At 61.7% G+C, this 24,456-nt stretch carries 20 protein-coding genes; 5 read left to right on the forward strand and 15 right to left on the reverse strand.

The genetic code is table 11. The annotated features are described in order from the left end of the window. Window position 1 precedes the first annotated feature (1 nt). Both BUC40_RS14430 and BUC40_RS14435 read left to right on the forward strand, forming a co-directional pair. On the forward strand, window positions 2–670 hold the full coding sequence (locus BUC40_RS14430; RefSeq protein ID WP_073266876.1) for a response regulator transcription factor: 669 nt from the start codon (window positions 2–4) through the stop codon (window positions 668–670). Next, on the forward strand, window positions 667–1,989 hold the full coding sequence (locus tag BUC40_RS14435) for a sensor histidine kinase (RefSeq protein ID WP_073266877.1): 1,323 nt from the start codon (window positions 667–669) through the stop codon (window positions 1,987–1,989). The genes BUC40_RS14430 and BUC40_RS14435 overlap by 4 nt, the downstream gene beginning before the upstream one ends. Before the next feature lie 92 nt (window positions 1,990–2,081). Here the strand turns inward: BUC40_RS14435 and BUC40_RS14440 are convergent, their stop codons facing one another. Further along, entirely contained in the window at window positions 2,082–2,678 is a 597-nt protein-coding gene (locus BUC40_RS14440) for an NADPH-dependent FMN reductase (RefSeq protein WP_073266878.1), read from the reverse strand. 242 nt (window positions 2,679–2,920) lie between these two features. On the opposite strand from BUC40_RS14440, the gene BUC40_RS14445 reads away from it, so the two are divergent. From BUC40_RS14445 to BUC40_RS14455, 3 genes are all read left to right on the forward strand, one after another. Then, on the forward strand, window positions 2,921–4,237 hold the full coding sequence (locus BUC40_RS14445) for a Na+/H+ antiporter family protein (RefSeq protein ID WP_073266879.1): 1,317 nt from the start codon (window positions 2,921–2,923) through the stop codon (window positions 4,235–4,237). Window positions 4,238–4,349: 112 nt separating this feature from the next. Further along, window positions 4,350–6,032, forward strand: a complete 1,683-nt coding sequence (locus BUC40_RS14450) for a methyl-accepting chemotaxis protein (RefSeq protein ID WP_073266880.1) — start codon at window positions 4,350–4,352, stop codon at window positions 6,030–6,032. A 98-nt stretch (window positions 6,033–6,130) separates the two neighbouring features. Further along, complete coding sequence (locus BUC40_RS14455; RefSeq protein WP_073266881.1) at window positions 6,131–7,195, forward strand: AI-2E family transporter; 1,065 nt, start codon at window positions 6,131–6,133, stop codon at window positions 7,193–7,195. 303 nt (window positions 7,196–7,498) lie between these two features. Here BUC40_RS14455 and nuoN read toward each other — a convergent pair whose 3' ends face one another. The 14 genes from nuoN to BUC40_RS14525 form a co-directional block, all read right to left on the reverse strand. Beyond that, window positions 7,499–8,986, reverse strand: a complete 1,488-nt coding sequence (gene nuoN, locus BUC40_RS14460; protein ID WP_073266882.1) for an NADH-quinone oxidoreductase subunit NuoN — start codon at window positions 8,984–8,986, stop codon at window positions 7,499–7,501. Window positions 8,987–9,006: 20 nt separating this feature from the next. Continuing rightward, window positions 9,007–10,536 (reverse strand): NADH-quinone oxidoreductase subunit M, encoded by a 1,530-nt coding sequence (nuoM, locus tag BUC40_RS14465; RefSeq protein WP_073266883.1) that lies wholly within the window; start codon window positions 10,534–10,536, stop codon window positions 9,007–9,009. A 41-nt stretch (window positions 10,537–10,577) separates the two neighbouring features. Next, window positions 10,578–12,425 (reverse strand): NADH-quinone oxidoreductase subunit L, encoded by a 1,848-nt coding sequence (nuoL, locus tag BUC40_RS14470; RefSeq protein ID WP_073266884.1) that lies wholly within the window; start codon window positions 12,423–12,425, stop codon window positions 10,578–10,580. After that, the gene (gene nuoK, locus BUC40_RS14475) at window positions 12,422–12,730 is read right to left on the reverse strand and encodes an NADH-quinone oxidoreductase subunit NuoK (protein WP_013791402.1); all 309 of its coding nucleotides are present in this window, start codon (window positions 12,728–12,730) and stop codon (window positions 12,422–12,424) included. The genes nuoL and nuoK overlap by 4 nt, the downstream gene beginning before the upstream one ends. Continuing rightward, window positions 12,727–13,236, reverse strand: coding sequence for an NADH-quinone oxidoreductase subunit J (gene nuoJ, locus BUC40_RS14480; RefSeq protein WP_073266885.1), 510 nt, complete (start codon window positions 13,234–13,236; stop codon window positions 12,727–12,729). The genes nuoK and nuoJ overlap by 4 nt, the downstream gene beginning before the upstream one ends. Next, window positions 13,236–13,784 (reverse strand): NADH-quinone oxidoreductase subunit NuoI, encoded by a 549-nt coding sequence (gene nuoI / locus BUC40_RS14485; RefSeq protein WP_027905361.1) that lies wholly within the window; start codon window positions 13,782–13,784, stop codon window positions 13,236–13,238. Before nuoI ends, nuoJ begins: the two co-directional genes overlap by 1 nt. 11 nt (window positions 13,785–13,795) lie before the next feature. Continuing rightward, a complete protein-coding gene (nuoH, locus tag BUC40_RS14490; protein ID WP_073266886.1) occupies window positions 13,796–14,788 on the reverse strand; it encodes an NADH-quinone oxidoreductase subunit NuoH in 993 nt (330 codons plus the stop codon). Continuing rightward, window positions 14,785–17,514 (reverse strand): NADH-quinone oxidoreductase subunit NuoG, encoded by a 2,730-nt coding sequence (nuoG, locus tag BUC40_RS14495; protein ID WP_073266887.1) that lies wholly within the window; start codon window positions 17,512–17,514, stop codon window positions 14,785–14,787. Before nuoG ends, nuoH begins: the two co-directional genes overlap by 4 nt. Before the next feature lie 106 nt (window positions 17,515–17,620). Beyond that, window positions 17,621–18,982, reverse strand: a complete 1,362-nt coding sequence (nuoF, locus tag BUC40_RS14500) for an NADH-quinone oxidoreductase subunit NuoF (protein ID WP_073266888.1) — start codon at window positions 18,980–18,982, stop codon at window positions 17,621–17,623. Further along, window positions 18,979–19,470, reverse strand: a complete 492-nt coding sequence (nuoE, locus tag BUC40_RS14505; RefSeq protein ID WP_073266889.1) for an NADH-quinone oxidoreductase subunit NuoE — start codon at window positions 19,468–19,470, stop codon at window positions 18,979–18,981. The genes nuoF and nuoE overlap by 4 nt, the downstream gene beginning before the upstream one ends. A gap of 10 nt (window positions 19,471–19,480) precedes the next feature. Continuing rightward, entirely contained in the window at window positions 19,481–21,262 is a 1,782-nt protein-coding gene (gene nuoC, locus BUC40_RS14510; protein WP_073266890.1) for an NADH-quinone oxidoreductase subunit C/D, read from the reverse strand. Window positions 21,263–21,324: 62 nt separating this feature from the next. After that, window positions 21,325–22,002 carry a NuoB/complex I 20 kDa subunit family protein gene (locus BUC40_RS14515; RefSeq protein WP_073266891.1) on the reverse strand — a complete coding sequence of 226 codons (678 nt, stop codon included), beginning with the start codon at window positions 22,000–22,002 and terminating at the stop codon, window positions 21,325–21,327. Window positions 22,003–22,012: 10 nt separating this feature from the next. Then, window positions 22,013–22,426, reverse strand: a complete 414-nt coding sequence (locus tag BUC40_RS14520) for an NADH-quinone oxidoreductase subunit A (RefSeq protein ID WP_070887418.1) — start codon at window positions 22,424–22,426, stop codon at window positions 22,013–22,015. A 432-nt stretch (window positions 22,427–22,858) separates the two neighbouring features. Beyond that, window positions 22,859–24,454, reverse strand: coding sequence for an isocitrate lyase (locus tag BUC40_RS14525; RefSeq protein WP_073266892.1), 1,596 nt, complete (start codon window positions 24,452–24,454; stop codon window positions 22,859–22,861). Window positions 24,455–24,456 lie beyond the last annotated feature (2 nt).

Below are 24,456 nucleotides of genomic sequence, written 5' to 3' on the forward strand. Positions count from 1 at the left end.
CATGCGCCTGTTGCTGGTTGAAGACCACGTTCCGCTTGCTGATGAACTGACTGCCTCGCTGACCCGCCAGGGATATGCCGTGGATTGGCTCGCTGATGGCCGCGATGCCGTCTACCAGGGCGCCAGTGAGCCCTATGACCTGATCATTCTCGACCTCGGCTTGCCTGGCAAGCCGGGGCTCGAGGTGTTGCAGGAATGGCGCCAGGGCGGCCTGGTGACCCCAGTGCTGATCCTCACCGCACGCGGCTCCTGGGCAGAGCGGATCGAAGGCCTGAAAGTCGGCGCCGATGATTATCTGACCAAGCCGTTTCATCCCGAAGAGCTGCAATTGCGCATTCAGTCGCTGCTGCGCCGTGCCCGTGGTCTGGCCAACCAGCCGCAATTGCAGGCAGCCGGCTTGCACCTGGATGAAAGCCGCCAGTGCGTCAGCCGAGGCGATCAGCAGATCGAACTGACTGCTGCGGAGTTTCGCCTGCTGCGCTACTTCATGCTGCATGCCGGGCAGATCCTCTCCAAAAGCCACCTGGCCGAGCACCTTTACGACGGCGAGACCGAGCGTGACTCCAACGTTATCGAAGTGCACGTCAATCACCTGCGCCGCAAGCTCGGCCGCGAGGTGATCGAAACCCGCCGCGGGCAGGGCTATCGGTTCACCGGTAGCGCCGCTTGAGGTCGATTCAGCGACGCCTGAGCCTGGGGCTGATCAGCGTGCTGCTAATCATCGGCCTGTTGCTCGCGCAAACCTGCCTGTGGCTATTCGATAGCAACCTGCGGCGCTACATTCAAACCGGGCTCGAAGAGGAAGCGCAATCGCTGTTGATCGCGCTGGTGCGTGGGCCATCCGGCATCCAGCTCGAGGAGTCGCGGCTCAGTGCAGCCTACCAGCGGCCCTATTCAGGCCTGTATTTCCGTATCGATTTTGCCGACAAGAGCTGGCGCTCGCGTTCACTGTGGGACAGCGAGTTGCGACCTGCCGATGTGGACGGCCTGCAGCCCGAATTGCAGGACGGCCCGCAGGGCCAGGTGCTGGTATCGTTTCGCGGCGAATACCGGCGTTTCGGGCAGAACCTGACCATTACCGTGGCCCGCGATTACACGCCGGTACTGGACAGTTTCCGACGGGTACAGCGCATCGGGTTGGGGTTGGGCCTGGGTGGCTTGGCGCTGATCCTGCTGTTGCAGCGTCTGGCGGTCAGCCGTGCGCTGCGCCCGCTAGAGCAGACTCGTGTGCAGATCGCCCAGCTGCAGCAAGGACAGCGCTCGGAACTCGACGAGCAGGTGCCTGAAGAACTGGAGCCGCTGGTCGAGCAAATTAATCACTTGCTGGCCCACACTGAAGACACCCTCAAGCGCTCGCGTAACGCCCTCGGCAATCTCGGGCATGCCCTGAAAACGCCATTGGCGGTACTGGTCAACCTGGCATCCCGAGACGAGCTGCGTGCCCTTCCGGAGCTGCGTGACAACCTGCTGGAGCACCTGCAGCAGATCGAGCAGCGCATCGCCCGCGAGCTTGGCCGTGCGCGGCTGGCCGGCGAAGCACTGCCCGGCGCACATTTCGATTGCCAGGAAGAACTGCCAGGGTTGTTCGCCACTCTCGGCATGATTCACGACAGTGGCATCGAACTCAGCTGGCAAGCTTCGCCGCCGGATCTGCGCCTGCCGCGTGATCGTGAGGATCTCTTGGAGCTGCTCGGCAACCTGCTGGATAACGCCTGCAAATGGACCGACAGCCAAGTGCGCCTGACTGTTGAACGCACGGGCAATGCCTACGTGCTTAGCGTCGATGACGATGGCCCCGGAATCGAGAGCGAGCGTCGCGAGGAGGTGCTAAGCCGCGGCATTCGTCTGGATGAGCAGACCGCAGGCCATGGCCTGGGATTGGGCATCGTGCGCGATATCGTCGATGCGTGGGACGGCACCTTGTCGCTGCATGACAGTGAACTGGGTGGGCTGCAGGTAAGAATCGAGTTGCCGTTGCGTGCTCGATAACCGTTTCTAGCAACGGCTCACGAGTTTCGCTTCGCTCTTCTCGGGCTACGCAGGCGGATCGGGTAGAGCGATGCGCCTGCGTAGCTCGCGGATTACATGCCGTTGGTAAACGCCGGGTCGCTCAGGTCAATGTTGGCACGCACCGGCTTCAGCGCTTCGCCGTACTGAGCCAGAATGTCTAGCGTGTAATCGATTCGCGCACGAATACGGCTGTCGTCTTCGCCGGCCGGTTGTTCGTCGTTCAACACTTTGGTCACCGAGCGAATGATCAGGTGCTCTGGCAGATAGTTGATCCGGCAGTTCTTGTAGCTGGAGCTACGCAGTTCGGCAATCGGGCTGCCGCCGCCAATACCTGAAGAAACGCCCACCAGCAGCCCCGGCTTGTGGGCCAGTTCGGCCTTGCTGGCATAGATGAAGAAATTCTTGATCGCCGGCCCGGCCATGCCGTTCCACTCGGGAGCGATGATGACTAGCGCATCGGCACGTTGCAGCCGTGGGCTGTAATCCGCCCACGCTCCCTGATCTTCAGCAGGCCACAGGGGCAGGGGGCCGGTACCCAGGTCGATAACGTGGCTCCGCTCGGTGCTGGTTTTGCCCAGAGCGATAAGGCGTTGGCGCAGAAAGTGGGCGACTTTTGCAGATTGGCTGTCAGGGCGGCTTGAGCCGGCGACCAGAACGATATCGAGCATGTGCATCCTCCATTGATAAATGGTGTAAGGCTAACGTCCGGCGTCAAAGCCGCAAAGGACGTTTGTGCTATTGGCTTAGAACCTTGCTTGCCTTCACGCCGGTAGCGTTTTTGACACTCAGTTCAGGTTCCGGCAGAGTGCGACGCTTTTTGTGGCCCGCCATCCTTGGCGGTAACCCTATGGATCTTGCCCTAGGGAGCCACCCGATTGCGCCACGTTGGTGGCGATTCGAGGAGCCTTTCATGAACGCAGTTATCGCCGCCGTCGGCATCATGCTGATTCTCAGCCTTTGCCGGGTGCACGTCGTGGTGGCGCTGATTATCGGGGCCCTCGCCGGCGGCATGATTGGCGGCCTGGGTATGGACGGCTCGCTGGCAGCCTTCAACAAAGGCTTGGGCGGCGGCGCTACCGTTGCGCTGTCCTATGCGTTGCTGGGCGCTTTTGCGGTGGCGATTGCCAAGTCCGGCCTTGCCCATGCACTGGCTGACAAGGCTTTGGTAATAGTAGGCCGCCAGGACTCGCGAGGCGGCGGTGCGCTGAAATGGATGCTGGTGGGCTTGCTGCTGACGGTGGCGATTTCTTCGCAGAACATCCTGCCGATCCATATCGCCTTTATCCCACTGCTGGTACCGCCGCTGCTCTATGTGATCACCCGGCTGCAGATCGACCGCCGACTTATCGCCTGCGTGCTGACCTTCGGTTTGATCACGCCTTACATGTTCCTGCCGGTGGGCTTCGGCAACATCTTCCTGAACGAAATCCTACTCGCCAACGTGGTGCGCAGCGGTGTGGACGTAGCCGGTGTAAATGTCAGCCATGCCATGCTGATTCCCGCCATGGGCATGGTCACTGGTCTGCTGCTGGCGCTTTATAGCTACCGCGGTAAGCGCAACTACGACCTTGCGCTGGTCGAGCAAACCGAGCGTGTTGATGTCGCCTACAACCGGCGCAGCCTGATCGTTGCCGGCGTTGCGGTGGCCATCGCGTTTGGCGCGCAGCTATGGCTGGATTCGATGATCGTTGGCGCACTGCTTGGTTTCGTGGTGTTCTCCGCCTCAGGTATCGTGCGCTGGAAGGAGACCGACGACCTGTTCACCGAAGGTATGAAGATGATGGCCATGATCGGCTTCATCATGATCGCTGCCTCGGGCTTTGCCGAAGTGATGCGCGAGACCGGTGAAATCCAGAGGCTGGTGGATGCCAGCGCGGGTTGGATCGGCGACAGCAAGGGCTTTGGCGTGCTGATGATGTTGCTGGTCGGCCTGTTGGTGACCATGGGCATCGGCTCGTCGTTTTCCACGGTGCCGATCATTGCCGCGATCTTCGTGCCGTTGTGCGTACAGCTAGGCTTCAGCCCGCTGGCCACGGTTTGCATCGTCGGCACCGCCGGCGCCATTGGCGACGCGGGCTCGCCGGCTTCGGATTCGACCCTTGGGCCTACCGCCGGCCTGAATGTCGATGGCCAGCATAACCATATCTGGGACACCGTGCTGCCCACCTTCCTGCACTACAACCTGCCGTTGCTGGTGTTCGGCTGGATTGCAGCTATGGTGCTGTAACAGGCACAGTCTTCCGCTGTCAGCAGGCAAACTTCTTAAGGTTTGCAGGCGGCTGCCGATGACCTGAGTGGAAGCCACCTTCTGGCTTTGCCTGGTCATAAGGAAAACAAAAATGCGCCTGACCTTGAAGTCCAAAGTCGTGCTGTTGGCTCTGGTTCCCGTTCTGCTATTCGCCCTGGTGCTCAGCGGCGCCGCCACCAAGGTTCTCTATGGGTTGGCAGAGCAGGAAGTCACTGAAACCCGCGAGCGCCTGCTCGATGAGAAACGCAACGAGCTGCAGAACTACAGCGCCATCGCCATGGGGGCCGTGCAGAGCCTGTATGACGCCGCGCCGAACGGAGACCTGGAGAGCCGCAAGCAGGCCATCACCGTCCTGTCAAAGATCAAATACGGTAAGGATGGCTACTTCTTTGGCCACGATTCCAACGTGGTGCGGCTGTTTCGCAGCGACAGCCCGGTGGACGTCGGCAAAAGCCTCAATGATCGGCGTGACGTCAATGGCGTCTACGTGAACCGCGAGCTGGTGCGCGTTGCCAAGGACAACAGCAACTACGTCAACTATTCCTCGCCGCTGCCTGGCAACGAAGCTATCCAAGTGCCCAAGCTCGCCTACAGCTACTATCTGCCCAAATGGGACATGGCACTCGGCACCGCGGTGAACCTGGACGGTGTTGAGGCGCAGATCACCGAAGTAAGAGCGCAAATCGATCAGCGCGTCAGCACTATCATCACCAGCATTCTGATAATCGCTGCGGTGTTGTTGGTTATCTTCGGCGTGGTGGGCGGCATCCTGGCCAACACCTTTTTGCGCCCGCTGCAGCAGATCAAAGCTAACCTCGACGATATCGCAGCTGGCGAAGGCGATTTGACCAAACGCCTGCCGGTCACCAGCCGCGACGAGCTGGGCGAGCTAGCTGGCTCGTTCAACCGCTTCGTCGACAAGGTTCATGGACTGGTGCGGCAGATCACCGGGATGACCGGCCAGCTCACCGAACTGGTCGGCCAGGTTGCCGCTCAGGCGCAACGCTCCGAGCAGGCCATGGAGCGCCAACGCCAGGAAACTGATCAGGTGGCTACCGCCATCAATGAAATGTCCGCTGCTGCCCATGAAGTGGCTAAAAGCGCGCAAGGCGCTGCCGAAGCGGCGCAGCAGACCGACCGCGAAGGGCAGGCAGCCAAACAGGTGGTCGATGGCAGCATCGCTCGCATTCATTCGCTAGTTGGCGATATTCGCGGCAGCGGCACCTCGCTGGACACCTTGCAGAAGGACGTTCACTCCATCGTCAGCGTGCTCGACGTGATTCGCTCGATCGCCGAACAGACCAACCTGCTGGCACTCAACGCCGCCATTGAGGCCGCACGTGCTGGTGAAGCCGGTCGCGGTTTTGCTGTGGTCGCCGACGAAGTGCGTGCTTTGGCCAGCCGCACGCAACAGAGCACTCAGGAAATTCAAGGCATGATCGACCGTCTGCAAAGCGGCACGCGTGAGGCGGTCAATTCCATGCGCCAGTCCAGTGACGCCGGCGATATCACCAGTGAGCAGGCCAACAAGGCCGGCGCCTCGCTGGACGCCATCGCTGGGCTGATCGGCACCATCAACGCCATGAACGCGCAGATCGCCAGTGCAGCCGAAGAACAGACCGCCGTGGCCGAGGAGATCAACCGCAGCGTGCACCAGATCGCTACTGCGGTGGACAGCGTCGCCGACGAGACCCGTCAGGGCGCCGAGACTGCACGCAGCCTGGCGCAGTTGGGGCAGGGGCTGGAGAGCCTGGTTCGTCAGTTCCGTATCTGATTGCGGCGTGAGCATGGACGCTCACAACAGATTAAGAGTGCACTTTGTCGGCAGCGCAGAAGACTAACGGACAATAGCCACTTGCCGTGATCCTCTCCATGCCGACAACCTCCCTCGAAAAGAAAACGTTTATCCTCCTGCTCGTTCTGGTGACGATTGCCTTCATCTGGATACTCATGCCGTTCTACGGCGCGGTGTTCTGGGCAGTGGCGCTGGCGGTGGTGTTCGCGCCATTGCAGCAGCGCATGGCCCGGCGCATTGGCGGGCGCGGCAATCTGTCCGCGCTGTTGACCTTGCTCGTCTGCCTGCTGGTCGCGATCTTGCCGGTCATCTTCGTCACCTCGGCGGTGGTGGCCGAGGGCACCAGCCTCTATCAGCGCATCGACTCAGGCGAGCTGGATGTCGGCGCCTACGTGACCAGTACCAAGGAGATGCTGCCGCCGTTCCTGCAACAGCAGATTGATCGTATCGGCGTCGGCAACCTGGATGATCTGCAGGAAAGCATCACCAGCGGCGCCGCGGCCGGCAGCCAGTACCTGGCAACGAAGGTGTTCGCCATTGGCCAGGGTACCTTCCAGTTCGTGATCAGCTTTTTCATCATGCTGTACCTGCTGTTCTTCCTGCTGCGCGACGGCCAGGAACTGGTCCGTGACATCCGCATGGCTGTACCGCTGGGCGACAACACCAAGCGCCGCCTGCAAATCAAGTTCACCCGTGTAGTTCGCGCCACGGTGAAAGGCAATATCGTGGTGGCGGCGGTGCAGGGCACGCTGGGCGGCTTGATCTTCTGGATACTGGGCATTCCCAGCCCGCTGCTGTGGGGCGTGCTGATGGCCTTCCTGTCGCTCCTGCCAGCGGCCGGTGCCGGCATCGTCTGGGCGCCCGTGGCGGTTTACCTGTTGCTTAGTGGCGACATCTGGCAGGGCGTGGTGCTGACCTTGTTCGGCGTGCTGGTGATTGGTTTGGTGGACAACATCCTGCGCCCGATTCTGGTCGGCAAGGACACCCGCATGCCCGACTACCTGATCCTGATCTCCACCCTCGGTGGCATGGCGCTGTTCGGGCTCAATGGCTTCGTACTGGGCCCGCTGATCGCCGCGCTGTTCGTCGCCAGCTGGAACCTGTTCGCGGCGGGCAAGAAGACTGTCAGATTGCCTGAATAATTTCTCGCTTCACCCTAAACGGCTGCCCGGGTGCAGCCGTTTTTCGTTATCACGCACAATCGTAAACCTGCGTAGCCTTGGTAGAGCGAAGCGAAACCCGGGAGCGGTATCCGTGCAAGCCAGGTTCTCGCCTCGGCTCCCATCCTGCGCATCGCTTCGCTCAGCAGCCGGCTACGAAAAGCACGCCTGCCCGTGCCTCGTAGTCTGGGTATGACAGTCGCGCTTGATCTGGCGTAGGCAAAGCGTGATGCACAAACAAAAACGGCTGCCCTGAGGCAGCCGTTTTTCATGACGCTACCCGGATCAGAGCGCGGCAGTGGCCAAGCCAGCTTGTTGCACCAGATCCAGCAGCGGCTGCGGGTACACACCGAGGATAAAGGCCAGGGCGGCCACCAGCATCAGCATGATACCGCCGGCACGCTGGCCCCAGTTGAACGGTGCATCGTGGCGCTGCAGGTTCGGCTCATTGAGGAACAGGGTGACCATCACGCGCAGGTAGTAGAACACCGCGATGGCGCTACCCAGGATCAGCGCGCCGATCAGCCACCACAGCTGTGCCTGCACACCCGCAGCGATCACGTAGAACTTGCCGATGAAGCCAGCAGTGAGCGGAATGCCGGCCAGCGACAGCATCATCACTGTGAGCACCGCAGTCAGGTACGGGCGGCGCCAGAACAGGCCGCGGTATTCGTACAGCGCATCGGCGTCACGACCGTTGTAGGGGGTGGACATCAGGGTGATCACGCCAAACGCGCCCAGGCTGGTCAGCACGTAGGTGGCCATGTACACGCCGATGGCTTCCACGGCCAGGCCCTTGCTGGCGATCAGCGCCACCAGCAGGTAACCGAAGTGGGCGATGGACGAATAACCGAGCAGACGCTTGAGGTTGTTCTGCACCAGGGCCAGCAGGTTGCCAAACAGGATCGAGGCGATGGCGATGACCGTCAGCAGGTCGTTCAGCCAGCCTCCAGCGGTAGCCGGGGAGAGCTGATAGAGGCGCAGCAGCACGGCGAATACCGCGACCTTGCTGGCAGTGGCCAGGAACGCAGCCACCGGGGCAGGGGCACCTTCGTAGACGTCCGGCGTCCACAGGTGGAACGGCACCATCGACAGCTTGAACGCCAGGCCGATCAGCATCATGCCGATACCGATCTGCACCAGCTGGCTGCCGCTGGCACCGGCCAGGCTGGCACCGATCTGGGCGAAGCTCAGGCTGCCGGCGTCGGCATACAGCAGCGCCATGCCGAACAGCAGGAAGGCGCTACCGGCGGCCGACAGCACCATGTACTTGATGCCGGCTTCCAGCGAGCGCTTGTTGAAGTAGGCGTAGGCGATCATCCCGTAGGTCGGCACCGAGAGCAGCTCCAGGCCGATGAACAGGCCGGCCAGATGCTCGGTGCTGACCAGGACCAGGCCGCCGGCTGCGGAGAGCAGGAGCAACAGGTACATCTCTTCGCGGTTGCGCGGATAGCCCTTGGTCTGGCCATCGTTGACCTTGGCCTCGCCCAGGTAGGCGTGGGTCAGGGTTACGCAGGCCAAGGTGGCGATCAGCACCAGCGCCATGTAGTAGCAGGCGAAGGTGTCGATCTGCATCAATGGGGTGACCTGCAGCGGCGTGACACCGATGGTCGGCAGCAGCGACAGCAGCGCCGCGTTGAGGCCGATCACCGAGAGCACGAAGGTCATCGTATGGCTGCGTTTCCAGGCGATGGCCAGCATCACCACGACTACGGTGGCGCAAGTGACCAGCAGCGGCAGCAGGGCGATCAGGTGTTGGGTGGTGAATTCCACAGCGTGATGTTCCATAACGTCTACTGGCCCGAAGCGAGTTGATTGAGGCCGCCGCTGAACCACTGCTGCACGCCTTGCATGCTGGCGGCGGAGGTGTCGAGCACCGGCTGCGGGTAAACGCCAAGCAGAATCAGCAGCACGGCCAGGCACAGCACCATGCTCAGTTCACGAAATTGCAGGCCTGGCAGCGGGCTGTCGTTCTTCACCGGGCCGAAATGCGCGCGGTGAATCATGATCAGCGAGTAAACAGAGCCCAGTACCAGACCGGTCGCGGCGACCACGGTGACCCAGGGTGCGGTAGGGAAGCTGCCGATCAGGATCAGGAACTCGCCGACGAAGTTGCCGGTACCCGGCAGACCCAGCGCGGCGGCTGCGAAGAACAGGCTCAACGCTGGCAGCCAGGACATACGCGCCCAGATGCCGCCCATCTCGCGCATGTCACGGGTGTGCAGGCGCTCGTACAGCTGACCACAAAGGATGAACAGCGCCGCGGCCGACAGGCCGTGAGCCATCATCTGCACCACCGCGCCCTGCAGAGCGATCTGGCTACCGGAGTAGATGGCGATCAGCACGAAGCCCATGTGCGACACACTGGAATAGGCCACCAGGCGTTTGATGTCGGTCTGTGCGAAGGACAGCAGCGCGCCGTAGATGATCGCGAACACGCCCAGGTACATGGCGATCGGCGCGAACTCGGCCGAGGCATTGGGGAACAGCGGCAGGGCGAAACGCAGCAGGCCGTAGGCCGCGGTTTTCAGCAGGATACCGGCCAGGTCCACAGAGCCCGCGGTTGGCGCCTGAGCGTGCGCATCGGGCAGCCAGGAGTGGAAGGGCACCACCGGGAACTTCACCGCGAAGGCGATGAAGAAGCCCAGCATCAGCAGGTATTCGGTGCCATGGGACAGCTCGGTCTTGAGCAGGTCCGCATAGTTGAAGGTGAAGACGCCGGTCTGGTTGAAGTGCACGAACACCAGCCCGAGGATCGCCACCAGCATCACCAGACCGCTGGCCTGGGTGAAGATGAAGAACTTGGTGGCCGCGGTGATGCGGCTCTTGCCAGGGCTGCCGCTATGACCCCAGAGCGCGATGAGGAAATACATCGGCACCAGCATCATTTCCCAGAAGAAAAAGAACAGGAACAGGTCGATGGCCAAGAACACGCCGACCACGCCGCCGAGGATCCACATCAGGTTGAGGTGGAAGAAGCCGACGCGGTTCTGGATCTCTTTCCACGAGCAGAGTACCGAGAGCACGCCGAGCAGGCCGGTCAGGGTAACCATCAGCACCGACAGGCCATCCATCGCTAGATGGATGCTGATGCCGAAACGCTCGATCCAGCGTACCTGGAACTCGTGAGCCCAGCGTGGCTCAGCGCCCGGCGCAGGCGCCAGGCTGAAGTCGCCGGTGGCCCACAGCCATAGGCCAAGGACGAACAGCAGGGACATGGTCAGCAGTGCGATCCAGCGTGGCAGAGTTCCGCCGAAGCGCTCCGCCTGCCAGCACAGCAGGCCGCCGATAAAGGGGATCAGGATTAGCCAAGGCAGAATCATGACTGACGGGGTTCCTTAGAAAAAGTATTCGGGATCATCGGTCAGGCCATCATCACGGCGGCAAGCACCAGCACGGCGCCCCCGGCGATGGAAATGGCGTACCAGCGCAGATGCCCGGTCTCGCTGCGGCTCAACACGCCATGACCACCACGCGCCAGGCGCGGAATGATGCCGATGGCACCATCGATGGGGTCGCGGGCGAGCACGCGGCACAGGAACAGGTACGGCTGCACGAAAATCTTGTTGTAGAACCAGTCGAAGCCCCACGCGGCGAACCACCAGGCCGACAGGAAACGACCCGGCGCACTGCTCGCGACGGCGCTGACGAAACTGCGCTTGCCAAGGAACAGCATGGCGGCCAGCAGGATGCCCGCCAGGGCGATGCAGCCCGAGACGATTTCCAGGCTGTGCTTGGCGTCGCCACCGGCATGGCCGGCGCTTTCTGGCAGCACGCCAGCCAGCGGCGGGGTGATCCAGGCGCCGATGAAGGTCGACAGCACGATCAGCACCAGCAGCGGCAGGTTATGGGCGATGCCATGACCGGCATGAGCGTCGGTCTTCTGTTCGCCATGGAAGGCGATGAAGATCAGCCGGAAGGTGTAGATCGAGGTCATGAAGGCGCCCAGCAGGCCGGCGTAGAGCAGGCCGGAATTGCCGCTGGCGAAGGCTTCCCAGAGGATTTCGTCCTTGGAATAGAAGCCCACGGTGATCAGCGGCAGCGCCGCCAGGGCCGAGCCACCGACGATAAAGCTGGCGTAGGCTAGTGGCAGCTTCTTCCACAGGCCGCCCATCTTGAAGATGTTCTGCTCGTGGTGGCAGGCATGGATCACCGAGCCGGAGGCGAGGAACAGCAGCGCCTTGAAGAAGGCGTGGGTCATCAGGTGGAAGATCGCCGCGTCCCAGGCACCAACGCCCAGGGCCAGGAACATGTAGCCGATCTGGCTCATGGTCGAGTAGGCGAGGATACGCTTGATGTCGGTCTGTACCAGCGCCGCGAAACCTGCCAGCACCAGCGTCACGCCACCGACGATGCCGACCAGCTCGAGAATCTCCGGGGTCAGCAGGAACAGGCCGTTGGTACGGGCGATCAGGTAGACGCCGGCAGTAACCATGGTAGCGGCGTGGATCAGCGCTGAAACCGGCGTCGGGCCGGCCATCGCGTCAGCCAGCCAGGTCTGCAGCGGCAGTTGGGCGGATTTACCGACCGCGCCACCAAGCAGCATCAGAGTCGCCAGCCACAGCCAGGTGTCGCCGGCTGCGTACTTCTGCGGGGCCAGCACCATCAGCTCCTGAATGTTCAGGGTGCCGAGGTTGAGGAACAGCAGGAACAGGCCGATCATCAGGAACACGTCGCCGATGCGGGTGACTATAAAGGCTTTCAGCGCCGCGTTACCGTTGGGCACGTGCTTGTAGTAGAAGCCGATCAGCAGGTACGAGCAAAGCCCTACGCCTTCCCACCCGAAGAACAGAGTCATCAGGTTGTCGCCCAGCACCAGCAACAGCATGCTGAAGATGAACAGGTTGGTGTAGGACAGGAAGCGCGAGTAGCCCTCTTCACCACGCATGTACCAGCTGGCGAACATGTGGATCAGGAAGCCCACGCCAGTCACCACGCCGAGCATGGTCAGCGACAGGCCGTCCAGATACAGGGTGAAGCTCGGCGCCAGGCCGTCGACGCTCATCCACTGCCATAGGGTCTGGGTGTACACGCCGCCTGCGGGCGGGGCAGTGTTGAATTGCCACATGATCCAGGCGGTGGTCAGCGCCGACAGGCCGACCGAGCCGACACCGACGACGGCTGCAGCGCCTTCGCTCAGGCGGCCACGGGAAAAGGCCAGGATGAACCAGCCAATCAGTGGGAACAGTAGGGTCAGGAATAAGACGTTCATCCGCGCATCTCGCTGGCTGCGTCGATATCGAGGGTGTGGAAGCGGCGGTACAGCTGCAGCAGGATCGCCAGACCGATGCTCGCTTCGGCGGCTGCCAGAGCGATTACCAGAATGAACATGATCTGCCCGTCAGCCTGTGCCCAGCGTGCGCCGGCGACCACGAAGGCCAGAGCGGCGGCGTTCATCATCACTTCCAGGCTCATCAGCACGAACAGGATGTTGCGGCGCACCATCAGGCCGACCAGGCCGAGGCTGAACAGCACGCCGGCCAGCGCCAGGCCGTGCTCCATTGGAATACCGTTCATGGGGTAGCGTCCTTGATGTCGTTGCGGCCCAGGTGATAGGCGGCGACCAGCGCGGCAAGCAGCAGCATGGAAGCCAACTCGACGGCCAAGAGATAAGGGCCGAACAGGTGTACGCCAACGGCTTTGGCATCGACCGTGGTGTGGCCAATGGTGGCGCCGCTCGGTACGGCGAACAGCACGTACAGCAGCTGCCCAAGCAGCACGGCGGAGAGCAGTGCCGGGCCGATCCAGATACCCGGGGTCAGCCAGGTGCGTTCCTGCTCGACCGAGGCCGGGCCAAGGTTGAGCATCATCACCACGAACACGAACAGCACCATGATGGCGCCAGCGTAGACAATGATCTCCAGGGCGCCGGCAAAGGGCGCGCCCAGGCTGAAGAACACCATGGATACGGCGAGCAGCGAGATGATCAGGTAGAGCAGGGCGTGTACCGGGTTCTTGCCGGTGATCACACCGAGGGTCGCTGCAACCGCGACCCCGGCAGAGAAGTAGAAGGCGAATTCCATTATGGCAACAACCCCTTGACGTTGATCGGCTCGGCTTCGTCCTGCGCGGCGCCTTTCGGCTTGCCGGCGATGGCCATGCCGGCCACTCGGTAGAAGTTGTAGTCCGGGTTCTTGCCAGGGCCGGAGATCAGCAGGTCTTCCTTCTCGTACACCAGGTCCTGACGCTTGAACTCGCCCATCTCGAAATCCGGGGTGAGCTGGATCGCGGTGGTCGGGCAGGCTTCTTCACACAGGCCGCAGAAGATGCAGCGCGAGAAGTTGATGCGGAAGAAATCCGGGTACCAGCGACCGTCTTCGGTTTCCGCCTTCTGCAGCGAGATGCAGCCCACCGGGCAGGCCACGGCGCACAGGTTGCAGGCTACGCAGCGCTCTTCGCCGTCTGGGTCGCGGGTCAGTACGATGCGGCCGCGATAACGTGGCGGCAGGTAAACCTGTTCTTCCGGGTATTGCAGGGTGTCGCGCTTGCGGAAGCCATGGCCGAAAACCATGACCAGGCTGCGTAGTTGGGTCGCGGTACCGACGAGCACGTCCCATATATATTTGAACATTTCGTCTCTCCTTACTGGGCCGTGGCCAGCACGACGGCGCCGGTCACCAGCAGGTTGATCAGGGTCAGCGGCAGACAGAACTTCCAGCTGAAGGCCATGACCTGGTCATACCGTGGGCGCGGAATCGAGGCGCGCAGCAGGATGAAGATCATGATGAAGAAGCAGGTCTTGATCGCGAACCAGAAGAACGGGATCTGCGGCAGGATGCCGAACGGGCCGTGCCAGCCGCCGAAGAACAGGGTCACCAGCAGCGCCGAAATGGTCACGATGCCGATGTACTCACCGACGAAGAACATGCCCCATTTCATGCCGGCATACTCGATGTGGTAGCCGTCGGCCAGTTCCTGCTCCGCTTCCGGCTGGTCGAACGGGTGACGGTGAGTCACGGCCACGCCAGCGATGAAGAAGGTACAGAAGCCGAAGAACTGCGGAATGATGAACCACAGGTTCTGCGCTTGGTAATCGACTATGTCGCGCATGTTGAACGAGCCAACCTGAGCGACGATACCCATCAATGCCAGGGCCAGGAACACCTCGTAGGAGATGGTCTGGGCCGAGGCGCGCAGGCTGCCGAGCAGGGCGAACTTGTTGTTGCTCGACCAGCCGGCGAACAGCACGGCATAGACCGACAGACCGGCCATGGCGAAGAAGAACAGGATGCCGATGTTCAGATCCGCCACGCCCCAGTTCGGGGTGATCGGGATGATCGCGAAGGCCACCAGCATGGCGCCCATGGCGATGATCGGTGCCAGGGTGAAGATCACCTTGTCGGCGAACGGCGGCGTCCAGTCTTCCTTGAAGAACATCTTCAGCATGTCGGCAGCGATCTGGAACATACCGAACGGGCCAACCCGGTTGGGGCCGTAACGATCCTGCCACCAGCCGAGCAGACGGCGCTCGACGAAGCTCAGCAGCGCGCCAGTGATCACCACCGCCAGCAGAATGACGATGGCCTTGAGCACTTCCTGAATGATGTCGAGCAACCCGGGAGTCAGCCAGCTCATTGTGCGGCCTCCCCGATGTTGGTCACGGGCGCACCGGCGATGGCCGCCGGAATACCCGACAGACCCACTGGCAAGCCGACCAGGCCGATAGCCAGTTCTTCGCTGACGCGCAGCGGCAAGCGCAGGTCTTGGCCGTTGACGCTCAGTTGCAGCAGGGCGCCGTCGTTGACACCGAGGCGATCCGCTTCATCCTTGGCCAATGCCACGTATGCTTCAGGCGTGCGTTCGGCGATCGGCGCGGCGCGCGAGGACATTTCCTCGCTACCGAACAAGTGGTGCAGCGGTACTGACTGCCATGTGCCCTGAGCCGGGTTGAACGCGGTTGGCGCGCTGAACCAGCCAAGGCTTGCACCTTTGGCTTCGATCAGGCGTACGCCAGGGTCACCTGCACGCAGATGACCACCGACTTCGTCCTGGAACTTGTTCCAGGCTTGCGGCGAGTTCCAGCCTGGTGACCAGGCGAATGGAATCTGCTGACGATCTTCCTTGCTACCCGAATAGCCTTCCATCGAGAACGCGAACGCACTGTCCTTGTCCTGAGGCTGACGCGGCTCGTGCACGCTGATGTTGGCGCGCATGGCGGTACGGCCGCTGTAGCGGTGCGGCTCGCGAGCTAGCTTGAGACCCTTGATGCGGAACGAGGCGCTTGGCGCGGCATCGCGGATACCGGCCAGCTGTGCGTTGCTCTCGGCGCAAGCGGCAGTGACCTGATCCAGTTGGGTCCAGTCGACGCCACGGTTGTGCAGCGTGCTGTGCAGCGCGTGCAGCCAGCGCCAGCCTTCGCGCACCAGGATGTTGGCGTCGTAGTAGGACGGATCATAGACCTGGAAGAAGCGCTGGGCGCGGCCTTCCTGGCTGACCAGGGTGCCGTCGCCTTCGGCGAAACTGGCGGCCGGCAGCAGCAGGTGCGCCTTGGCGGTCGTAGCGGTGCTCTGGTGATCGGCAACGATCACTACCTTGGCGGCCGCCAGGGCGGCGTCTACACGGGCAGCATCGGCGCGGTGGTAGAGGTCGTTCTCCAGTACCACGACTGCATCGGCCTGGCCGGAGGAGAGCGCTTCGAGGGCGTCGTCCAGGTTGTTGCCAGCGAATTTGTCGCCCATCAGCAGGGCCAGGCCCATGCTGTTGGCTTCCGGCACCACCAGGCTGATGGAGCCGTTCTTCTCGCGGTTCTTCAAGGCGCTGGCAATGTTAGCAGCGGCCTCGATCAGCGCACGATTGCCCAGCGAAGCACCGGAGACGATCAGCGGACGCTTGGCATTCAGCAGCGCATCGGCGATGCGTTGCACCAACTCGGCGGCTTCCGCTTCCAGGCCTTCGACTGCTGGTGCACTCGGATCGATGGCGTGAGCCACGGCGAAACCGATGCGCGCCAGGTCGTCCGGCGCGGCATGTACGCACTGCTCGGCAACATCGTCGAGGCGAGTAGCAGTCACACTGGCGATGAACAGCGGGTTGAGCGCGTGCTGGGCGACGTTCTGCACCGCGGCCATGTGCCAGTCCTGGATCTTCGCACCTGCAGCGATTTCGGTGGCCTTGCCCTTGACCGACTGGCGCAGGGCCAGGGCGACGCGCGCCGCGGTCTGGGTCAGGTCCTCGCCGAGCACGAATACCGCGTCGTGGCTTTCGATATCGCGCAGGGTCGGCACCGGCAGTGGGCCGTTCTGCAGCACATCGCGGATCAGGCGGATATTAGCCTGCTCGTTGGCGGCGATGCCGGAGTAGAAGTTGCCTTCACCGACCAGTTCGCGCAGGGCGAAGTTGCCCTCCAGGCTGGCACGTGGCGAACCGATGCCGATCACCTTGCGGTTTTTCAACAGGGCAGCGGCCTGATCCAGCGCAGCGTCCAGGCCCATCTTCATCTTGCTGAGGACCATCAGCGGCTGACGCGGACGGTCTTCACGGTTGACGTAGCCATAGCCGAAACGGCCACGGTCGCAGAGGAAATACCCGTTCACGGATCCGTTGAAGCGGTTCTCGATACGGCGTACTTCGCCGTAGCGCTCGCCTGGGCTGGTGTTACAGCCGCTGGAGCAACCGTGGCAGATACTCGGGGCGAACTGCATGTCCCACTTGCGGTTGTAGCGCTCGGAGTGAGTCTTGTCGGTGAATACGCCGGTCGGGCAGACCTCGACCAGGTTGCCGGAGAACTCGCTCTCCAGGGTGCCGTCTTCAACGCGACCGAAATACACGTTGTCGTGGGCGCCATAGACGCCGAGGTCAGTGCCGCCGGCGTAATCCTTGTAGTAGCGCACGCAGCGGTAGCAGGCGATGCAACGGTTCATCTCGTGGGCGATGAACGGGCCGAGCTGCTGGTTCTGGTGGGTGCGCTTGGTGAAGCGATAACGACGGGCGTTGTGGCCGGTCATCACCGTCATGTCCTGCAGGTGGCAGTGGCCGCCTTCCTCACACACAGGGCAGTCGTGCGGGTGGTTGGTCATCAGCCATTCGACGACGCTCTTGCGGAAGGCCACGGCCTCTTCGTCGTCGATGGAGATCCAGCTATTGTCGGTGGCCGGCGTCATGCAGGACATGACCAGGCGGCCGCGCTTGTCGTTCTCGTCGGTGTACTGCTTCACCGCACACTGGCGGCAGGCACCAACGCTACCAAGCGCCGGGTGCCAGCAGAAGTAGGGGATGTCGAGACCGAGGGACAGACAGGCCTGCAGCAGGTTGTCCGCACCATCGACTTCGAGATCTTTGCCGTCTACGTGGATAGTGGCCATTTTCTTCAGTCTTCGTTTGCCCACCGTGAGGTGGACGGGCTAAGGGAATTCTTTGTTGTGACCCGGGCCGGACGGCGCTCTACGCCCACTTGTCCGGCCAGCAGGCCTATACCGCGTGTGCCGCCACCAGCGGCTGCGCCGCATCGGCGCCTACACCGGCTTCGAACTCTTCACGGAAATACTTGATCGCGCTGCCCAGCGGCTCCACGGCACCCGGCGCGTGTGCGCAGAAGGTCTTGCCAGGGCCGAGGAAGTTGACCAGGCCGAGGAGGGTGTCGATGTCTTCGCGGGTGCCTTGCTTGTGTTCCAGGGCACGCAGAATCTTCACGCTCCACGGCAGGCCATCACGGCACGGTGTGCACCAGCCGCAGGACTCGCGGGCGAAGAACTCCTCCATGTTGCGCAGCAACGACACCATGTTCACGGTGTTGTCGATGGCCAGCGCCAGGCCGGTACCCATACGGGTGCCGACCTTGGCGATGCCGGCGGCGTACATGGAGGCCTCGAGGTGCTCGGGCAGCAGGAAGCCGGTACCAGCGCCGCCTGGCTGCCAGGCCTTGAGGGTGTAACCGTCGCGCATGCCGCCGGCGTAGTCTTCGAACAGTTCGCGGGCGCTGATGCCGAATGGCAGTTCCCAGATCCCCGGGTTCTTGACCTTGCCGGAGAAGCCCATCAGCTTGGTGCCGTGGTCTTCGCTGCCTTCACGGGCCAGGGATTTGTACCAGTCCACGCCATTGGCGACGATGGCCGGCACGTTGCACAGGGTCTCGACGTTGTTGACGCAGGTCGGCTTGCCCCACACGCCCACGGCGGCCGGGAACGGTGGCTTGGCGCGCGGGTTGGCGCGGCGGCCTTCCAGGGAGTTGATCAGTGCGGTTTCTTCACCGCAGATGTAACGCCCGGCGCCGGTGTGCACGAACAATTCGAAATCGAAACCGCTGCCCAGGATGTTCTTGCCGAGCAGGCCGGCAGCCTTGGCTTCATCGATTGCGCGGTTGAGATTGGCGGCCGCGTCGACGTATTCGCCGCGCAGGAAGATATAGCCGCGATACGCCTTCAGGGCGCGCGCGCTGATCAGCATGCCTTCCACCAGCATGTGCGGCAGCTGTTCCATCAGCATGCGGTCTTTCCAGGTGTTGGGCTCCATCTCGTCCGCGTTGCACAGCAGGTAGCGGATGCTCATGGATTCGTCGTTGGGCATCAGGCCCCACTTCACGCCGGTGGGGAAGCCCGCACCACCGCGGCCCTTGAGGCCGGAATCCTTGACGGTCTGCACGATGTCGGTCTGGGCCATTTCGGCCAGCGCCTTGCGCGCAGCGGCGTAACCGTTCTTCTGCTGATATTCGTCCAGCCACACGGGCTGGGCGTCGTCACGCAGGCGCCAGGTCAGCGGATGGCTCTCTTCGCTGCGGGCGATGCGGTTGGCCGGGCCGAAGGAAGTCAGCAGATTGGAGCTACGACTGGTCATTGGAAACTCTCCAGCAATTGCGCCACGCTTTCGGGTTGTACGTCGCCAAAGGTCTCGTCGTCGATCATCAGCGCCGGCGCCTTGTCGCAGTTGCCCAGGCAGCACACCGGCAGCAGGGTGAAGCGACCGTCAGCGGTAGTCTGCCCGGGCACGATGCCCAGCTCGGATTTGATGCTGCCGAGCACGTTTTCATGGCCGCCGATAAAGCAGGTCATGCTGTCGCACACACGGATGATGTGGCGGCCGACGGGCTGGCGGAAAATCTGGCTATAGAAGGTGGCAACACCCTCCACGTCGCTGGCCGGAATACCGAGAATTGCGCCGATCGCATCGGCAGCGCCGTCTGGCACCCAGCCGCGTTGCTTCTGGACGATCTTCAGCGCTTCGATGCTCGCCGCGCGCGGGTCCTCGTAGTGGTGCATCTCGTGCTCGATGGCCGAGCGCTCGGCTTCGCTGAGGGCGAAACGGTCAGTCTGAATCATGCTCATGGTGTGCTCCTCAGCGATCCACGTCGGCCATAACGAAGTCGATACTGCCCAGATACGCAATCAGGTCGGCGACCATGCTGCCGCGGATCACCGAAGGGATCTGCTGCAGGTGCGGGAAGCTCGGCGTACGAATTCGGGTGCGGTAGCTCATGGTGCTGCCATCGCTGGTCAGGTAATAGCTGTTGATGCCCTTGGTCGCTTCGATCATCTGGAAGCTTTCGTTGGCTGGCATCACCGGGCCCCAGGAAACCTGCAGGAAGTGGGTGATCAGCGTCTCGATGTGTTGCAGCGTGCGCTCTTTCGGCGGCGGCGTGGTCAGCGGGTGATCCGCCTTGTACGGGCCTTCCGGCATGTTGCGCATGCACTGGTCGATGATCTTGATGCTCTGGCGCATTTCCTCGACACGCACCATGCAACGGTCATAGGCGTCGCCATTGGCGGCCAACGGCACTTCGAACTCGAAGTTCTCGTAGCCGGAGTAGGGGCGAGCCTTGCGCAGGTCGAAGTCACAACCGGTAGCACGCAGGCCGGCACCGGTGGTGCCCCATTCCAGGGCTTCCTTGGTGTTGTACTGCGCCACACCGATGGTGCGGGCCTTGAGGATGCTGTTACGCAGCGCGGCTTTTTCGTACTCGTCGAGGCGCTTGGGCAGCCAGTCGACGAACTCCTTGACCAGTTTTTCCCAGCCGCGCGGCAGGTCGTGGGCGACACCGCCGATGCGGTACCAGGCCGGGTGCAAGCGGAAACCGGTAATGGCCTCGATCACCTTGTAGGCACGCTGGCGGTCGGTGAAGGTGAAGAACACCGGCGTCATGGCGCCGACGTCCTGGATATAGGTACCCAGGAATAGCAAGTGGCTGGTGATGCGGAAGAACTCGGCCATCATGATGCGGATGGTGTCGACCTTCTGCGGCACCTTGATACCGGCGAGTTTCTCGACCGAGAGCACGTACGGCAGGTTGTTCATCACCCCGCCGAGGTAGTCGATACGGTCGGTGTAGGGGATGAAACTGTGCCAGCTTTGGCGCTCAGCCATCTTCTCGGCACCACGGTGGTGGTAGCCAACTTCAGGCACGCAATCGACGATTTCTTCACCGTCGAGCTGCAGGATGATGCGGAACGCACCGTGTGCCGAAGGGTGGTTGGGGCCGAGGTTGAGGAACATGTAGTCCTCGTTCTCGCTCTGGCGTTTCATGCCCCAGTCCTCGGGGTTGAAACGTGCGGCTTCTTCCTCGAGCTGTTGCTTGGCCAGGGTGAGGCTGAACGGGTCGAATTCAGTGGCGCGCGCCGGGTAGTCCTTGCGCAGCGGGTGACCTTCCCAGGTCGGCGGCATCATGATGCGGGTCAGATGCGGATGCCCGGTGAAGTGGATGCCGTACAGGTCCCAGACTTCACGCTCGTACCAGTTGGCGTTTGGCCAGATACCGGTTACGGAAGGCAGGTTGAGGTCGCCTTCGCGCAGGGCCACCTTGATCATCACGTCGCTGTTACGTTCCAGCGACATGAGGTGGTAGAACACGGTGAAGTCGGCGTCCGGCAGGCCACGACGCTGCGTACGCAGGCGCTCGTCAACGCCATGCAGGTCATACAGCATGACGTAAGGTCGGGTGGCCTGGCGCAGGAAGCGCAAGACCTCGACAAGCTTGTCGCGGCCGACCCAGATCACCGGCATGCCGGTGCGGGTGGCCTGCAGCGTGAAGCTGTCGGCGCCAAAACGGGATTGAAGCTCAACGACGACGTCTTGGTCGTCCGCCTTGTAGGGCGCAATGGACACGATGGTGTCTGCAGTCATGGTCTCGATCGCTATCGGTCAACGGTGAGAGTGAGTCCGGCTTTTATTTAAGGAAGCAGGACTCAGACTTCGTCAGGGGAACGCAGGTTGGTAACCGCAATACGCTGCTCGCGGCGCTGTTCTTTCTGGGATGGCATCTCGGCGCGATAAACGCCTTGATCGCCAACAACCCAGGACAGCGGGCGGCGCTCCTGACCGATGGATTCCTGCAGCAGCATCAAACCTTGCAGGAACGCCTCGGGGCGGGGCGGGCAACCGGGAATGTAGACGTCGACGGGAAGGAACTTGTCGACCCCCTGAACGACCGAGTAGATGTCGTACATGCCGCCAGAGTTGGCGCACGAGCCCATGGAAATGACCCATTTGGGTTCGAGCATCTGCTCGTAGAGACGCTGGATGACCGGCGCCATCTTGATGAAGCAGGTGCCGGCAATGACCATGAAGTCGGCCTGGCGCGGGGAGGCACGGATCACCTCGGCACCGAAGCGCGCGACGTCGTGCGGTGCGGTGAAGGCAGTGGTCATTTCCACGTAGCAGCAGGACAGCCCGAAGTTGTACGGCCACAGGGAGTTCTTGCGACCCCAGTTAACCGCGCCACTGAGAACATCCGAGAGTTTCCCCATGTAGATGTTCTTGTGCACTTCATCTTCTAGCTGTTGGTCGGTAACGACCTCCTGCTTGCCGATCGGGTATTGCTCGTTGGGAGCATCCGGATCGATCCGAGTGAGTTTGTATTGCATCGCCAAAGCCTCATTGTTTCAGCTTCGCCTGCCGCGCCTTACGACTCTCGGGTGCCCAATCCAGCGCACCGATACGCCAAAGGTAGACAAGACCTGCCAACAGAATGTTTATGAAAATGGCTGCTTCGATAAAGCCGGCCCAGCCGCTTTCGCGAACGGAGACGGCCCAGGCGAAGAGAAAGAGGGCTTCGACGTCAAAGATCACGAAGAGCATCGCGACCAGATAGAATTTTGCGGACAAGCGCAGACGTGCGCTACCGGTAGGGAGCATGCCCGATTCAAAGGGCTCGTTCTTGCTGCGACCCCAGGCCTTGCTACCCAGCAGGCTGGACACACCCATCATGAAGGCACAGAGACCAACGACGCCCAGCAAAAAAACGGCCAACGCCCAGTTGTGGGACAGGGAACTGCTTGCTTCCAGCATGCCGGGGCTCCTCAGGCAAGGAACGGCTTAACGCACGATTTAAAGTTATGGCAAGGCAATACAGCACCTTGAATCAATTCACATAATGTTATGCCTGTATGTGGTGTAAGTAAATTTTTCAGCGCAAAAAAATAATAAAAGGTCGCAAAGCTGAAATCAGCCTAGTTTCAGAAAATGCGGAAAATCAAGGGGCTACAAACAAGCGGGGAAACTTGGCTGATTGCATGGCGCTCCATGTAGTGAAAACTAAGCGGCGCTTCAATGGGAATTAATATCACTTGAAGATTTATTCCCCCCCAATGATTCGCCGGTGTTATTTAAGCTGGTGAAAAGGCGCACTGGGCCGAAACGTCTTACTTACAAATAAAAAAGCCCCAACACTCATCGTCGGGGCTCAACGCTTGAAGCATGTGCCAAGCGGCGCGCCACTATTCAGTGAAACTGGTTCATCGTGTTGTCTTTGCCGCCAGCTTTAAGCGCTGCCTCGCCGGCAAAATACTCTTTGTGGTTGTCACCGATGTCCGAGCCGGCCATGTTCTGGTGTTTGACGCAGGCAATGCCCTGACGGATTTCCTGGCGTTGCACACCTTTGACATAAGCCAGCATGCCCTGATCGGCGAAGTACCCCTTGGCCAGGTTGTCGGTGGACAGCGCGGCGGTGTGGTAGGTCGGCAGGGTGATGAGGTGGTGGAAGATCCCCGCGTTGGCCGAACCATCGCGCTGGAAGGTGCGGATCTTCTCGTCGGCGATCTGCGCCAGTTCGGTCTCGTCGTACTCGACGCTCATCAGCTTGGCACGATCGTAAGCCGACACGTCCTTACCCTCGGCGACAAACGCATCGAACACTTGCTGACGGAAGCTCAGCGTCCAGTTGAACGAAGGGCTATTGTTGTAGACCAGCTTGGCATTGGGAACGACTTCGCGGACGCGATCGACCATCGCCTTGATCTGGCCAACATGGGGCTTCTCGGTCTCGATCCAGATCATGTCGGCGCCGTTCTGCAGTGAGGTGATGCTGTCCAGAACGCAGCGGTCTTCGCCGGTGCCCTTGCGGAACTGGAACAGGTTGGACGGCAGGCGCTTGGGACGCAGCAGCTTGCCTTCGCGGTTGATCACCACGTCGCCGTTCTTCAGCTCAGCTGCGCTGATTTCTTCGCAATCGAGGAATGAGTTGTACTGGTCGCCCAGGTCGCCCGGCTCATTAGTTACAGCGATCTGCTTGGTCAGGCCGGCGCCCAGGGAGTCGGTACGGGCAACGATTACGCCGTCATCCACGCCAAGCTCAAGGAAGGCGTAACGCACCGCGTTGATCTTGGCGAGAAAATCGGCGTGCGGAACGGTGACCTTACCGTCCTGGTGACCGCACTGCTTCTCGTCGGAGACCTGGTTTTCGATCTGGATGCAGCAGGCGCCAGCTTCGATCATCTTCTTGGCCAGCAGGTAGGTCGCCTCCGGGTTGCCGAAGCCCGCGTCGATATCTGCGATGATCGGCACCACGTGAGTTTCAAAATTGTCGATCTGCGCCTGGATTTCGCTTTGCTTGGCGCGATCACCGGAATCACGTGCTTCATCCAGTGCACTGAACAGCAGGTCCAGCTCCCGGGCGTCGGCCTGACGCAGGAAGGTGTAGAGCTCCTCGATCAGCGCGGCGACCGCGGTTTTCTCGTGCATCGACTGATCCGGCAGCGGGCCGAAGTCGGAGCGCAGCGCGGCGATCATCCAGCCGGACAGGTAGAGGTAGCGCTTGTTGGTGGTTTTCAGGTGCTTCTTGATGGAGATCAGCTTCTGCTGGCCAATGAAACCGTGCCAGCAACCGAGCGACTGGGTATAGACGGACGAGTCGGCGTCGTACTCGGCCATGTCCTTGCGCATGATGGCGGCGGTGTACTTGGCGACGTCCAGCCCAGTCTTGAAACGGTTCTGGGCACGCATGCGAGCGACGGATTCCGGGTTGATGGCGCTCCAGCTGTTGCCAGCGGCTTCTTTCAGGGCGGCAACGGCTTTGATGTCGTTTTCGTAAGCTGACATGG

The sequence above is a fragment of the Phytopseudomonas punonensis genome, from assembly GCF_900142655.1.
In the GTDB taxonomy this organism is placed as follows: Bacteria; Pseudomonadota; Gammaproteobacteria; order Pseudomonadales; family Pseudomonadaceae; genus Aquipseudomonas; species Aquipseudomonas punonensis.

Excerpts from the sequence above, each read along its gene's own strand:
- nuoI (WP_027905361.1), bottom strand. The coding sequence starts at position 13,784 with ATGTTCAAATATATATGGGACGTGCTCGTCGGTACCGCGACCCAACTA.
- nuoC (WP_073266890.1), bottom strand. The coding sequence starts at position 21,262 with ATGACTGCAGACACCATCGTGTCCATTGCGCCCTACAAGGCGGACGAC.
- nuoK (WP_013791402.1), bottom strand. The coding sequence starts at position 12,730 with ATGAACGGTATTCCAATGGAGCACGGCCTGGCGCTGGCCGGCGTGCTG.
- nuoG (WP_073266887.1), bottom strand. The coding sequence starts at position 17,514 with ATGGCCACTATCCACGTAGACGGCAAAGATCTCGAAGTCGATGGTGCG.
- BUC40_RS14520 (WP_070887418.1), bottom strand. The coding sequence starts at position 22,426 with ATGCTGGAAGCAAGCAGTTCCCTGTCCCACAACTGGGCGTTGGCCGTT.
- BUC40_RS14525 (WP_073266892.1), bottom strand. The coding sequence starts at position 24,454 with ATGTCAGCTTACGAAAACGACATCAAAGCCGTTGCCGCCCTGAAAGAA.
- BUC40_RS14455 (WP_073266881.1), top strand. The coding sequence starts at position 6,131 with ATGCCGACAACCTCCCTCGAAAAGAAAACGTTTATCCTCCTGCTCGTT.
- BUC40_RS14445 (WP_073266879.1), top strand. The coding sequence starts at position 2,921 with ATGAACGCAGTTATCGCCGCCGTCGGCATCATGCTGATTCTCAGCCTT.
- nuoF (WP_073266888.1), bottom strand. The coding sequence starts at position 18,982 with ATGACCAGTCGTAGCTCCAATCTGCTGACTTCCTTCGGCCCGGCCAAC.
- BUC40_RS14450 (WP_073266880.1), top strand. The coding sequence starts at position 4,350 with ATGCGCCTGACCTTGAAGTCCAAAGTCGTGCTGTTGGCTCTGGTTCCC.
- BUC40_RS14440 (WP_073266878.1), bottom strand. The coding sequence starts at position 2,678 with ATGCTCGATATCGTTCTGGTCGCCGGCTCAAGCCGCCCTGACAGCCAA.
- BUC40_RS14430 (WP_073266876.1), top strand. The coding sequence starts at position 2 with ATGCGCCTGTTGCTGGTTGAAGACCACGTTCCGCTTGCTGATGAACTG.
- nuoJ (WP_073266885.1), bottom strand. The coding sequence starts at position 13,236 with ATGGAATTCGCCTTCTACTTCTCTGCCGGGGTCGCGGTTGCAGCGACC.
- nuoM (WP_073266883.1), bottom strand. The coding sequence starts at position 10,536 with ATGATTCTGCCTTGGCTAATCCTGATCCCCTTTATCGGCGGCCTGCTG.
- nuoH (WP_073266886.1), bottom strand. The coding sequence starts at position 14,788 with ATGAGCTGGCTGACTCCCGGGTTGCTCGACATCATTCAGGAAGTGCTC.
- BUC40_RS14515 (WP_073266891.1), bottom strand. The coding sequence starts at position 22,002 with ATGCAATACAAACTCACTCGGATCGATCCGGATGCTCCCAACGAGCAA.
- nuoL (WP_073266884.1), bottom strand. The coding sequence starts at position 12,425 with ATGAACGTCTTATTCCTGACCCTACTGTTCCCACTGATTGGCTGGTTC.
- nuoE (WP_073266889.1), bottom strand. The coding sequence starts at position 19,470 with ATGAGCATGATTCAGACTGACCGTTTCGCCCTCAGCGAAGCCGAGCGC.